This window comes from Methylobacterium sp. V23, assembly GCF_002917135.1.
Taxonomy (GTDB): domain Bacteria; phylum Pseudomonadota; class Alphaproteobacteria; order Rhizobiales; family Beijerinckiaceae; genus Methylobacterium.
Genome location: NZ_PDHT01000061.1, coordinates 1 through 12,070 on the forward strand (window position 1 = coordinate 1; position 12,070 = coordinate 12,070).

Below are 12,070 nucleotides of genomic sequence, written 5' to 3' on the forward strand. Positions count from 1 at the left end.
TCATAGGATGGAACCTCGTCGACGCACGAAATTATCGCGACGCTGAACCCTAGCGTTATCTGCCTTAACTTTCTTCCCGACCAAAACGTTGAATCGCGAGCCGCATTGCCATTCTCGATTTGATGCGGCGGCGTCTCGGCGCGTGTTAGATCCGGCTAACCGGCTTCAGGCACTCTCCCTGCGAGCCAAGTTGCGTACCGGCTCAGTGTGAGATGGACGATCCTACCCCGCCGGTCCCGTGAGCAGATCGGGCGGCGGGGGCAGGATCCCCTATGGCCGAAGCGATGATGGCCTAGGATCGCACAGGATGGTCCGAGAACGGCCATTCACCCCGCACCCCTGGCCGCGTCTCAGCGCGTCTCAGGCCAGTCGCGTTACGACCGCCAGCGCGCAAATCAGGAGGGTGCCGGCTAGTGCGAGTTCAAGGCGCGTCATGGGCGCCTAAGACCACGGGATGGGTGCCAAGCGATAGCACATAGGACGATCTCACAGGATCGTGAGCCGGGCGTGTTTGGCCTTATGGTGTCGGCAACGCGTCTCCCCTATCCCCTCTGGCATGCAGCATCTACTGGACCCCATGCCAGCCTCACCGAAACCGAAGCTTGTCCCTGCCGACCCCGTGCTTTGGCGCAAAGCCTTCCTTGATCTGCGCCCCAGCGTGTCGCCCTGCCCCGGCCTCACGGGCGCGAATTGGGCCGCGATCTACGAGAACGCCGTCACCTTCCTAGACCGATGGGCCGACGAGGCGGTGCGGCTCGGCTGGACCACGCTTGATTGCTTCGGCGTGCATCCCGAGGCGGGCACGATCCGCCCCGACTACTGCGGCGCGGTCATCATGGGGGCCGAGGCGGTGTCCGCGATCACTGAGACCCGGATGCGGTTCGTCAACACCACCTATTATCGAGACACGCCCGGTCGACCCACGGGCGGCGTGCCGCTCTGGCAGTTCGGGCGGTGACGCTGGCTCGCGCTGTGCTATCTCACCGGCATGGCTGAGAACTCTACGACCGGCGATCTGTTCAAGGCAAAGGCCATTCTCGAAGCGGACGTGGTCACTGCGGTCGACGCCTTCATGGCCGATCCGACCAACAGAGAGTTCCTGTTCGGGGACGGGTATCGGATCGACCTCGCCGAAGCCGTGCAATCACACGAGTGGGCGAAGGTCACGATCACCAATACGGATGCGACCGAGCACCTGAAGCGGGTCGCCGTGCGCACCGCGATCCTGCTGGCCCGGCCGGAGAAGGGGTGAGTGGCGAAGAAGGGTAGCGTTCTCAAGATCCCGGCGTCAGACAAGTGGTCGATTGACCTCGAAACACACCCAACTGAACCGAACCGCTGGTGCCTCGTCATCCGTTTGAACGGCGGTCAGCTGTTTTCAGGCGGTCGTTTCCGGACGGCAAAGGCCGCACAGACGTGCGCGGCAGGAAGCCTCAGAGTGAGGCAGGCCATTCACTATGGGGCGATGCAGCGCGCTGACGACGAGATGAGCAAGGAATGATGACCGAGCGTGACGCGGGCTACCTGCATGCTTTGGCGGATGTGCAGTCTGAGGTTCGGAGAACGGTTCAGAACCCCAGCACATCGACCGAGGGCAGGCTTGAGCTGCTCGGCGTCCTGTCATTTCTGTCCGAGCTCGTCGACGTAAGGGTGCGAGCCTATCAACGCGACGCAAACGTCAGCGGAGACGCAGAAGATAGGTGGGAGCGTGAGGCTTGAGCGACGCGATAGCGTCCTGGAGAGATCACGACCGACGACTACCACCCGCGCATCTTCCCGGCGACGACCGACAGCGCCCCGTGGATCGCATCCAGCGACCGCGTCTACGAGCTCCTGTACGAGCAGCACGAGGGTCGGTGCCGCCTCCGACTGATTCTGCGCGAGGCGGTCGATCTCAAGCGCGGACCGAAGGCCGATCCACTCTGGTACTGGGACTACGACGCAGGGCCGCCCGCGATCAACTGCGTGTCTGAGATCTGGATCCAGACGAAGGATGGTCGGCGACGGCGTGTGGGTGAGGGTGGGTTCGCACGCTGAAACGAAAAACCCGCCTGGCTACGGCCATGGCGGGTAAATGTCTTTCCTGTAGAAACGCCAGCTGGATAAACCGAGCTGAAGCGGTCCCTATTTAATTGCTGCCGCCGCTCCCACCACCAGCGCTGCCGTTCGGAACAGCCTGCTCAGGCTTGTTCGCATTGCCGCCTGCAGCCGAGTCGGAGGTTGCCGTGTCGGCACCCGTGGCGCCCCGCGAAACGACAATGTCTCGATCGTTGCCAGTGCTGTTCGGCTCCTGGGTGACGATAGCAGTGCCGGGCTGGCGCAGCGGACCAGTTTGCGCATAGGCAGGAGCAGTGGCGAACAGGGCGACGCTGGCGAGAACAAGGTATTTCACAGGGCACTTTCGTTTAGGCCGACATAAATCGCTGTCGTCCATGTAGGCTGTGACAAGTCATGCCCGCGCCCATAGTTGCCCCAGTCCTGTGTCGCACCCCAGGGCAATTGCTCGTTCCCTGTGTCGGTTACGTTTGGTTAACTATCCCCTGACCAGCCTGCGTTTTACCGGAAGGCAGGTGCCGTCGTGATCTCGGATCGTCCGATCTACCATGAGACCGAAGCCTGTCCTGTCTCGCTCGATCTGCTAGGGCGTGTCTATCGCGCCGACGCGGACAAGATGCTGCTCCTTATCGCTGACATTCCCGAGAACATACGGGCTCGCTTGGCAGCCTACCTCTACGGTCGCAGTCACACGCATGAGCTGGGTCTACAGGTAGGAGCCACTTGTACGATGGCCGCTCTATCGGGAGCGGAAGGGCCTCTCGGTGAGGCCATCTACGCGCAATCGCGCCAGACCTACGCCCGGCCAAATCATGGCAAGGCCCGATCCCCCTTCAAGCGGCGGATCAGCCTCTCTGGTTCCCAGATGAAAGCCGATCTCCACACCTGACATTGTGAGAGCTGTATATTCGGCTCCCCCACGAGAGAGCTGCGCTCTGCTACTTCGCAGTCTGCCAGATCGCAGTGACCGCCCGAAGGGCTGTGTCACCGGCTGCTTCCGAGGCTCCTTCAGAGCCAAAGGAGCGCACTGACCGCTGCACCACCTCCTTGTCTCTCCAGATCGCCCAGTCGAACCGACCAGGCTCCGTTGCAGACGGTGTGACCCGCAGGGAATGGGGATTGGGGGTGAAAATGATCATGGAGATCATATGGGCCTGTACGCAGGCATTTCCTAACGCTTATCCTGGGTGAACCTGACCAGTTTGAGCCATCACGCGCCCCCCATTAATGGGTGGGAGCCCGGCAGTAACGCACAGGGACCCGCAAGCTTGGATCAGCGCTTCTTAGGCTGCCTTCTCCTTTGCGAGCCGAAGGGCCTTGAGGCGCACCGTCTTGTCCTCGGTGGCTTGCCGAGCAGCGTCATAAGCTGCTCGTGCTTCCCCTCCCTTACGCGCCTGCTCCACTAGCTCGGCGGCCACTGTCTCTGCTCGTTCTTGTTTCTTAGCAGCCCTTATCTCGGCCCGCTCCCGGAGACCGTAGTCAGCGGTGGTCATGCTGGCGACCGCACGAAGCAGTCGTCGAACTCAGCCGGTCCATAGGACCGGCCAGTGATGTCGCTGATGCTGACACCGTCAAATCCCTCGGCTTCTAGATCGCGCGCCTTCTGCAACGCTTTGTCGAGAGACGAGCGCTGGAACGACACGTCGCTGTCGTTCTGCCGGCCGGTGACGATCAACTTCATCTGGGCTCCGTCTCTGATGAGGGACATCCCCTCGGGCGCCGATACGATGGCGGCCGGCCAAAGGGGGTGTTCACATCCCTAACACAAGTTTAACCCAACCTTGGCGGTATAATCCGCAGACAGGCAATTTTAGCTCGCAACACCTCTATTTCGGCTTGGGGCGCCCCTGCATCGAAGCACGCAAGACCGAGCTACCTCTTCTTGGCTGCCTTCTTGACCACCTTCTTGGCGGCCTCCTTGTCAGCATGCTCCTTGGCGAGCCGAAGGGCCTTGAGGCGCACCGTCTTGTCCTCGGTGGCCTGCTGGGTCGCGTCGTAATCCGCTCGTGCCTCGCCTCCTTCGCGGGCCTTCTCCTGCAATCTGTCGGCCCTCGCCGAGGGTGACGGGCTGCTGACGATCGAGGAGCGCCGCCACGAGGGCCGGAAGAACAGCCCCAACCTTCTCCGCATCATCAGCCGCGAGTGGCAGGCGTGGATGCGCCGTGGTGCCGGCCAGAAGCGAAACGGTTTCGCATTGTCTTCCGAGGGAAGGGCACAGCCGAAGGCCATAGGGTGCAAAGCGATACATCCAACGGATAAGGGCATAACTCTGGGTACGAATTTGCCGGCAAAACCCTCCAAGAAGCTGCCGGAACGGCAGAGTTTTGCCCATCGGTAGGGCGATCTCCGACATCCCTCAGATAGGCAGGACCGGCGCAGCCATGCGTGGTACTGCTTTTGATTGTCGTCGGTGAGTGGTTCGCGCTGTGCGCCCCCCTACTGGATGGCAAGCACAGGCGGGCATGCGATGCGTGACGAGCCGAAGATCATCCCACAGGTAGGCAGAAGCCCGCCGGAGCACTCGGCGCTCCTGGGCATCCGGGCCGCAACGATCATGATCGCCGTTTGGGCGGTGCTGATCCTGGTCGCCTTGCTGTGGCTCGGTGCTTTGGTCGCGAAGCACCTCCCCTAGGTTGGAGCGAGTCGGCGGCGCAGAAGCCCGCGAACAAGCCGGAAGGGCAGGAGCGCCACCTTCAGCAAAGCGCCCGTTACCAAAACCACGAAGACCGATACGATGGCTGCTAAGACGTTGATCAAGCGCGTTGCTCCCTCCACCAGGCTGAAGCGTTTGGGGCGTTCATCCCTTCGCCACTGCCGGCATAGGATCGGCTACGAACGGGGCGGGACTAAGGGTTCAGCTGGCAATTTGGACCGCCACGAACGCGGCATGATGAAGCCATAGGGCGCTCCTCGGCTCTGCAAGGCACTTACGCCTCGGATCAACTCGACCGCGAACGAGGTTGGCGGGTTTTGGAGGGCATCACCCATGTCCGAGCACCCGAGATCCCAGTTCGATCCGATCAACCAAGGTGCCCACGCCCGTGCCCATGGTCGCAAGCGTGAATGCTGTCCCTACCCCGCCGGCTCCGAAGAACGTGAGGCTTGGCTGGAGGGCTTTACCGGTATGCCGCGCGACCGTCCCAGAGATCTGCCCCTGAGTTGAGCCTGAACTGGCACGTTCCTGCCTTGTCGAACGTTGGCGGCAGGAAGGGATGTTCATGGCCCAGAGCTGTTCATCCGCAGCGAAAGATGTTCGCAAGGTGCTCGGAACGAGCGTTTAGGCGGCTGCTGGCTGAGGCGTCCTCCTCATGGGGTGATACCTTCGCGAAAGCACCAGCGGCCCCCCGAATGCTCCGTAGCGATCAAGCGCCATTCGGTAGGCTGTGCTTCTGGGTGAGGATAGCCTGACGCACGATAGGCGGAGAGATGACGATGGCGAGCGATCTGGCTGAACTGCGGGCCGAGGTGTCGGCCCTGCGCGCGTTGGTGCTGACCATGGCCCCCATGGTGTTCGGTCAGGAAGGGATCTCGGCCGAAAATGTTGAGGCGCTAGGCGCCGCCTTCGCCAACCAGATCCAAGGCATCAATATCGAAGGCGCCGATCCCGACGTCCTGCAGCGCATGCGCGATCTGAAAGCGGGCGCCGTGGCTGACCTGTTCAGCGACGCAGCAGACCAGGTTCGTGCCGGAGGTGATGAAGAGCCAGATTTCGGCGGCTGAGCGAACATCCCTCTGCATTGCGCCGTGTGCGTCACCGCGTCATTCTGCATGAGCGTCCGTTGATGCGGAGCAGGCTATCCAGAGCTAGGGCCAGCCATCCATTCATCGTATCAGAGGACTGTCTGCCATGGCCCGCCTTGCCTTGTCCGTTGCCTTGCTCGCCTTCGCGGGTTCGTTCGCGACGCCGGCGTCAGCCTTGTCGACCAAGGACTGCTCCGTGAAGTACCAGGCCGCCAAGCAGGGCGGGACCCTGAACGGACAGAAATGGAATGACTTCCGGAAGGCTGAGTGCGGTGCGCCGGCAGACACTCCGGCGAGCCCAACGGCCAACCCGTTCTCACCCACGGCAGCCCCGGCACCGACTCCGACCACTCCATCGACGCGGACCGCCCCAGCACCCACTCCGAGGGCTACAGCGACAGGCTCGGCCGTGTTCCCCAAAGCGATCGACCCGAAGTACGCTAGCGAGTCTGCGGGCAAGGGACGGCTGCACACCTGCCTCGATCAGTACAATGCCAACAAGGCAGCCGGCGGCGGCGCCGGAAACGGCGGCATGAAGTGGATCGAGAAGGGTGGTGGGTACTACTCCGCGTGCAACAAAGGCCTGAAGAGCTAGCTACCGGACCCAGCTTGCTACGCCGCCATGGCGGGAACAGGTCCCCCGGTGGGTATGGCTGAAGCTCCAGGTGCCATCGCGACAGTGAGCTGAAGCTCCCTCGGGCTTCGATCCATCCCGGGTATGCGCAGGTTGGTGCACGGTTGACCCGTCACGGCTGTGATAGTGGCCGTGACGGTCAAGCGTTTGCTCGTTCGGCTCTTTGTACTCGCGGGCGCTCGCTCCAAACGATGGCGCAACGAGAACGCATCCGAGAACCGCCCACCTCAGGCAGGCGGCTGCGGACGAGATGACTCTAGCTTGAGGCATGCAGCTTCAGTGATCCGCGCCGTGGGTGCCGACTGCGCCTGTGTAGGAGTTCACGTTCCCTCGCGTGCCGTAGTTGTCGAGCTGAGTTCCATTCGGGTTCGTCGCGTGATGGGGAGCGACGTAGGTGCCGTTGGATCGGGTGTAGCCAGATACGGAATGGCTGCTGCTACTTGATCCAGTTCCACTCATGCCGTGGCCACTGCCACCTCTCGCTTCGGCTACGGCAGTCGAGAGCATCAAAGTTATTAGAACGAACGTCGACTTCATGGCTTTTCCTCGGTTCTTATGAAGCAAGAAATCAGCACGTTGCATCTCTGCCCGTCCACGACCAACAACCCAGTCGGATGGAATTAAAATGGAATGTTGCGTGAAAACTACACGTTGCCTTGGTGCGTAGCCTTTAAGTTACCCGCATGGCGGCAGCAGACCGCCTATCGGAGGACACTAATATGAAAAAGGTTTTTGTCGCCTTGGCCCTGGTAGTTCTGAGTGCTGGCGGTGCAATCGCGCAAAGCTGTCAGCACGACAGCGATAGGGCATCTGACGGTTCTCGCTGTGGCAAGCGTTCGTCGGACTCGCGTTCGGGCGGCCATTGAAACGATAGGCGAGCCGTGCAGGCAATTCGCTGCGCGCCTCGCCCCTGGATAGTGGCTCAAAAGGTTGCCGAGAGAGGCAAGGCAGGCCGCAAGGGTGTCGCTTGAACTGAGATTGGTGACCGCGTCGGCGTGGTCACTGCCTGGACCCTGCCAGGATTGCTAGACCAGATCAGCATCGATCACGTCAGAGCCGTTCAGGCCGCTGTTGATGCGGGTGAGTGGTCGGACAGCGTCCAAGCCGAGAATTGGGTCGGCTACGCCGTCGCCAACGTCTTGCGGATGAGCCCGAAAAGCGACGAGGCCGATAAGGGACGGATCAAGAAGTAACTCAAGACGTGGCTCAAGGGCGGAGCCCTGCGGCAGGTCTCGATCTACGACACGAAGAAGGCTCGAAACCGCACCTTCATTCAGGTTGGAGATCGCGTCTGATGTCCATCTCGGATGTGTTTCCCCACCTTGAAAAGTTGGGTGGGGAAAAGTGGGGAAGGTGGGGCTCGAACACCCACCCCAGCGGGCGGCGCGTCGTGTCGGCCTTCATCGCCACTGCCTTCGCCCAGGATGATGCCGAGGCGGCCCGTCAGCAATGGCGGCGGGTGGCCGACCAGCTCCGCCCCAAGGTGCCCAAGCTCGCCGCCCTGATGGACGCTGCCGAGCCCGACGTGCTGGCCTATATGGGCTTCCCAGCCGCTCACCGGGTCAAGCTGCACTCGACCAATCCGTTGGAGCGCCTGAACGGCGAGATCAAGCGCCGGACCGAGGTGGTCGGCATCTTCCCCAACGAAGCTGCCATCACCCGCCTCGTCGGCGCAATCCTGCTCGAACAGAATGACGAATGGGCCGTCCAGCGGTCGCGCTACATCACCCTGGCAAGCATCGCCCCGATCGGCGATGATCCCCTCGTCAGCCTGCCAACCCTGGCAGCCTGATCGTCCCGGCCCAAGCCGGTGATCGCGGTGGCCCTCATCGAGCTACACCACGCCCAGGGACACGACCGGAGGAGCCGGCCGCGGGAGTGATCGCGCCACAATTGCGTTCGACTGGAACGGCAATGACGAGATGGACCCGGTCTGCAGCTCTGGATCGGCTGAGCTCCACGCTGACGAAGCACTTCGAGGCGAAATTCGCGACCATCGCGGCGACGAAATCTCCTTCATCGCCCGCCGTTGGCCGACTTCTTCAACACCCTGCCGGGCGCGGATGGCCGAGGGCAGGGCCGTGATTGGACCGATCTACATCAACAGGCAGAGATCCGCATTAACACGCCGAGCCACTTCGTCCTCATGTCACGAGGAAAGCCTTGTTCATTCGAAGCGTGACAACGACGCCGGCCTCGTCCCACGCGCGTTCGATGGAGCCGTCCAGCTGCTGGGTCATCGCCCGCTTAAGCAACTTGCTCCCGTAGCCGCCAGGCCCGGTCGATGGAGTCACGGGTGGACCTCCGCGTTCCGTCCAGGTGATCACCACCGCGTCCTCGTGAGTGGGGGACGAGACGTCGAGCGTGCCGGTCGGCACCGAGAGGGCGCCATACTTGAGGGAATTGGTAGCGAGTTCATGCACGACGAGCGCAAGGGTCGTGGCTGCCGCCTCGCCGACACCCATGCGCGGGACCGAGACGCGGATGCGGCCGCTGAAGGCCCCCATGTCGTCATAGGGTGCCAGCAGGATCGCGAGCAGGTCGCCGAGGAGGGCGGCCTTGCCGTCGCCCCCGGGGAGTGGACGGACGAGGTCATGGGCCCGACCCAAGGCGGTGAGCCGTTGGGTGAGCTCACGGGCCATGTCGACCGTGGTGGTGGTCGAGCGGGATGTGATCGCGGTCAGGGCCGTGGCAATGGCTAGCAGGTTCTTGACCCGATGGCTCATTTCTCCGGCTAGAAGCTCGTGGCCCTCCTCGGCCTGCTTGCGTCCGGTCGCGTCGAGGAAGATGCCGAACATTACCGCTCCGACGATGCCCTGGTCGTCACCCTGACCCCGGGCGGAGATCCATCGGACCTCGTTGCCATCCATGATGCGAAAGTCGGTCTCGTAGGGACCGAGTATGGCGCGCGTCGCCGAGAAGGCCGCCCGGACCCTGTCGCGGTCGGCCGGATGGATGCGCGAGGACAGATCCTCGAAGGTCACGCGAGCGCTCGGAGGAAGGCCCCAGAGCTTGAAGCCGTGGGTATCCATCATGAACGTGTCGTCGTCGACGTTCCAAGACCAGAGTGCGACCCCGGCGGCCTCGACGGCCAGCCACAGGTGCTTTGCGGTCCAGATGGGCGGGCTTGATGGTTCTGAAGTCACTCGAACGGATCCCAACAAGCCTGCCCTAGTCGTGTGACGGCGTCCCCCATACTCAAAGGAACCGGCTGCGAAAACCTAGCGCGCTTTGTCGTGTGCGTCCTGGGCTTTATGTGTCTTTATAGGTATCGGAGATACCTGCTCGCCGAATATTAGACGCGTCGGATCTGGGGTGGACGAGCATCCGCAGCCAGATGTTCAGCCTCCATGGCAACATGCGATGAGACAACCAAAGCGGATCTTCATATCCAGCCATCGCCGCTGCCTCGCGACACATATCCATACGATGCATCCCCCACACCCCGTCGGGTCTCAGGTGGGTTCGAGGGGAATGTCCAGGATGAACACGACACCACTAGGCTCGTACCGGATGCGGGCTTGGCCCCCCAGTTCATTGGCCAAGCCCCGCTCGATCATGCGACTGCCGAAGCCCCGCCGGGTCGGAGTCAGTACGAACGGGCCCCCTACCTCCTGCCAGCGCAATCTGAGGCGTTGGTCATCCGCAGGTGATACTACATCCGCAGCGTCGGTGGCCCAGGAAACCGCCACGGTGCCCGTCTCGTTCGACAGGGCTCCGTATTTGGTCGCGTTCGTTGCAAGCTCATGCATCATCATCGATAGAGCAAGCGCGCACCGGGGCACTACCCGCACCGGCTCACCGTCCCAGGAGCAGCGTTGAGCAAGGCTGTTGTGGTGGCTCAGTGCATCCTGCACCAGCCGACCGAGGTCGGCGCTTTCCCACTTTTCCGCAGTGAGCACGTCGTGCGCCTTGGCAAGGGCGATAAGCCGCGCCGTGATCGCCTCCCGCGCCTCATGGAGGGATGCCGCCGACCGCAGCGATTGCGTCGTGAACGCCTGCACGGTGGCAAGCGTATTCTTCACACGATGATTGAGTTCGTGGATGAGGATTCGCTGGTGCTCACTAGCAAGCTGTGCCTCGGTGAGGTCCCGCAGGATCTTCAGAAAGCCCGTCAGCCCTCCAGCGTCATCGCGCATCGGCATCATGAGGCCGTTGGCCCAAAACCGTCCGCCATCCTTGCGCAGGTGCCAGCGGTTGTCGTCGGCTCGGCCTTCAACGACGGCGAGCCGCATCTCTTCCTCGGCAGTTGCCTCGTCATTGTCCTCGGGCGTGAAAATGACGTTCACCAGCTGACCAACGGCTTCCGCCTCGTCCCACCCGAGCAGGTTCTCGGCTCCGGTGTTCCATCCGGTGATGCGCCCCGAGAGATCCAGCGTGAAAATCGCGTAGTCTCTGGCGCTCTCGACGGCCAAGCGATACCGGGCCTCACTCAGCCCGAGCGCTGCAAGGCGGGCCGTCAGATCAGAGACAGTTCGCTCGCTTTCAGTCAGGCGTGTCTCCGCAAGAGCCAGAGCAGCCCGTCCCTCTACGATCTCACGCTCGTGCTCGATGAGGGCCGAAGGCGACCGTGCGACTAGTCGCTGCACGGCTTCGTCGAGCGCTCGCCTCAGGCGTGCGATCTCCGCTTCGAGCGCAGCGTTTTGGCCATGGTGTGACGGGTCCGAACCCTCGGGACCCTTCAAGCCGGTACCCCCATCGGTCGAAGAAATGGCAGTTTGTCTTGGACGTTGCGGACTAACGGGCTTGGTTCAAGGAGCAACAAGAGCTCGGCGTCCTGGCTCGTCGGCTTGAGCGCCCCCCCAAAGGGCGGAAGCACCCGCGCCGTGATCACGAAGCCGCTTGAGGCATCCCGCGCGACAATGGCGAGTTGGTTCGCGGTTTCTGCAAAGGACAGGTTCGCAAAGACTCGTGCGAGGGAGCGTAGGGCCTTGCCACGGACAGCGGAGAGACCGAGCCATTCGACCCCACGCTCGTCGATACAGACAGGATCATTGTCTATGGCGAATATATAGCGTGTCATGGGCTGCCCGCGTGGATCAGGCGGGAGCACATCGAACTCTCAGGCGCCGACGCCCGGAACCAGTGGCCAGCGATAGATATAATATGCTGCTTGTTCAGCTAATAATCAACGTACCATCTCATTTATCTACGTAGGAAAAATTGCACTTTAAAATAAAAATGCGAATTTATGAAATATTCTCGGAACACATGGTAGATTGAAAACATAACCTTGGCCGTAAGAGAGCGCCGATTATTTTTTAGTGATGAGGTAAAACGTGTCCATATTAGATCCTATCAGCGGGAAGCGCGTCTCCGTCGAGACGTTACCGGTGTCATACCCGACGACAAGAAGACAGAAATCTTTCAGTACTCGCGTCGAAGATAAATCGACAAGCAGATCCGTCCTACCTAGAAGAGATCGAGAGGGACATCCTAATAGCCAATACGGCTTCGCACCTAGCGATCAGATGCCAATCCACCAGAAACTATGATTTATATAATGCAAAGTGTAGATAAATTTTTATTCTAATTTAATTCGGAAATTTCAACCAAGGTTTTTGATGAAATCTCCTAAAATTGTCCGTAATTACCCACGCCATTGATGGCTGGTTTCAGGCGCCGAAGGTCTTGAGAATG

General features: G+C 61.4%; 14 protein-coding genes and 1 pseudogene. 9 read left to right on the forward strand and 6 right to left on the reverse strand.

The features are described 5' to 3' along the window. Positions 1 to 658: 658 nt before the first annotated feature. Genes CRT23_RS26225 through CRT23_RS26240 form a run of 4 tightly spaced genes read left to right on the forward strand, consistent with a single transcriptional unit; the run spans position 659 to position 1,719 of the window. Complete coding sequence (locus CRT23_RS26225; protein ID WP_245436607.1) at positions 659 to 958, forward strand: hypothetical protein; 300 nt, start codon at positions 659 to 661, stop codon at positions 956 to 958. A gap of 30 nt (positions 959 to 988) precedes the next feature. Then, the gene (locus CRT23_RS26230; protein ID WP_103712457.1) at positions 989 to 1,252 is read left to right on the forward strand and encodes a hypothetical protein; all 264 of its coding nucleotides are present in this window, start codon (positions 989 to 991) and stop codon (positions 1,250 to 1,252) included. Continuing rightward, the gene (locus CRT23_RS26235; protein WP_103712458.1) at positions 1,253 to 1,501 is read left to right on the forward strand and encodes a hypothetical protein; all 249 of its coding nucleotides are present in this window, start codon (positions 1,253 to 1,255) and stop codon (positions 1,499 to 1,501) included. It begins immediately after the preceding gene. Continuing rightward, entirely contained in the window at positions 1,498 to 1,719 is a 222-nt protein-coding gene (locus CRT23_RS26240; RefSeq protein WP_103712459.1) for a hypothetical protein, read from the forward strand. Before CRT23_RS26235 ends, CRT23_RS26240 begins: the two co-directional genes overlap by 4 nt. Before the next feature lie 409 nt (positions 1,720 to 2,128). Here the strand turns inward: CRT23_RS26240 and CRT23_RS26245 are convergent, their stop codons facing one another. The 3 genes from CRT23_RS26245 to CRT23_RS26265 all read right to left on the reverse strand — a co-directional run bounded on the left by CRT23_RS26245 (position 2,129) and on the right by CRT23_RS26265 (position 4,095). Next, entirely contained in the window at positions 2,129 to 2,392 is a 264-nt protein-coding gene (locus CRT23_RS26245; protein ID WP_103712460.1) for a hypothetical protein, read from the reverse strand. A gap of 1,152 nt (positions 2,393 to 3,544) precedes the next feature. After that, positions 3,545 to 3,736 (reverse strand): hypothetical protein, encoded by a 192-nt coding sequence (locus tag CRT23_RS26260; RefSeq protein ID WP_146056531.1) that lies wholly within the window; start codon positions 3,734 to 3,736, stop codon positions 3,545 to 3,547. A 191-nt stretch (positions 3,737 to 3,927) separates the two neighbouring features. Then, positions 3,928 to 4,095, reverse strand: coding sequence for a hypothetical protein (locus CRT23_RS26265; protein ID WP_245436608.1), 168 nt, complete (start codon positions 4,093 to 4,095; stop codon positions 3,928 to 3,930). 427 nt (positions 4,096 to 4,522) lie between these two features. Between CRT23_RS26265 and CRT23_RS28750 the strand changes: the two genes are divergently transcribed. From CRT23_RS28750 to CRT23_RS26275, 4 genes are all read left to right on the forward strand, one after another. Continuing rightward, positions 4,523 to 4,687, forward strand: a complete 165-nt coding sequence (locus CRT23_RS28750) for a hypothetical protein (RefSeq protein WP_156375749.1) — start codon at positions 4,523 to 4,525, stop codon at positions 4,685 to 4,687. Between the two features lie 354 nt (positions 4,688 to 5,041). Beyond that, positions 5,042 to 5,218 (forward strand): Rmf/CrpP family protein, encoded by a 177-nt coding sequence (locus tag CRT23_RS29810; RefSeq protein WP_348628902.1) that lies wholly within the window; start codon positions 5,042 to 5,044, stop codon positions 5,216 to 5,218. A gap of 269 nt (positions 5,219 to 5,487) precedes the next feature. Then, positions 5,488 to 5,775: a hypothetical protein gene (locus tag CRT23_RS26270; RefSeq protein WP_146056532.1), complete on the forward strand. Its 288-nt coding sequence runs from the start codon at positions 5,488 to 5,490 to the stop codon at positions 5,773 to 5,775. Positions 5,776 to 5,902: 127 nt separating this feature from the next. Further along, entirely contained in the window at positions 5,903 to 6,391 is a 489-nt protein-coding gene (locus CRT23_RS26275) for a hypothetical protein (RefSeq protein WP_245436609.1), read from the forward strand. On the opposite strand, the gene CRT23_RS26280 is transcribed toward CRT23_RS26275, so the two are convergent. Beyond that, a complete protein-coding gene (locus CRT23_RS26280; protein WP_103712466.1) occupies positions 6,392 to 6,700 on the reverse strand; it encodes a DUF3761 domain-containing protein in 309 nt (102 codons plus the stop codon). It lies immediately after the preceding gene. Positions 6,701 to 7,805: 1,105 nt separating this feature from the next. On the opposite strand from CRT23_RS26280, the pseudogene CRT23_RS26295 reads away from it, so the two are divergent. Then, a pseudogene (locus CRT23_RS26295) lies at positions 7,806 to 8,222 on the forward strand (transposase); the annotation flags it as partial. A 352-nt stretch (positions 8,223 to 8,574) separates the two neighbouring features. Here CRT23_RS26295 and CRT23_RS26300 read toward each other — a convergent pair. Then, positions 8,575 to 9,465 carry an HWE histidine kinase domain-containing protein gene (locus tag CRT23_RS26300; protein ID WP_103712469.1) on the reverse strand — a complete coding sequence of 297 codons (891 nt, stop codon included), beginning with the start codon at positions 9,463 to 9,465 and terminating at the stop codon, positions 8,575 to 8,577. A gap of 420 nt (positions 9,466 to 9,885) precedes the next feature. Further along, entirely contained in the window at positions 9,886 to 11,019 is a 1,134-nt protein-coding gene (locus CRT23_RS26305; RefSeq protein ID WP_280952020.1) for an HWE histidine kinase domain-containing protein, read from the reverse strand. Between the last annotated feature and the right edge of the window lie 1,051 nt (positions 11,020 to 12,070).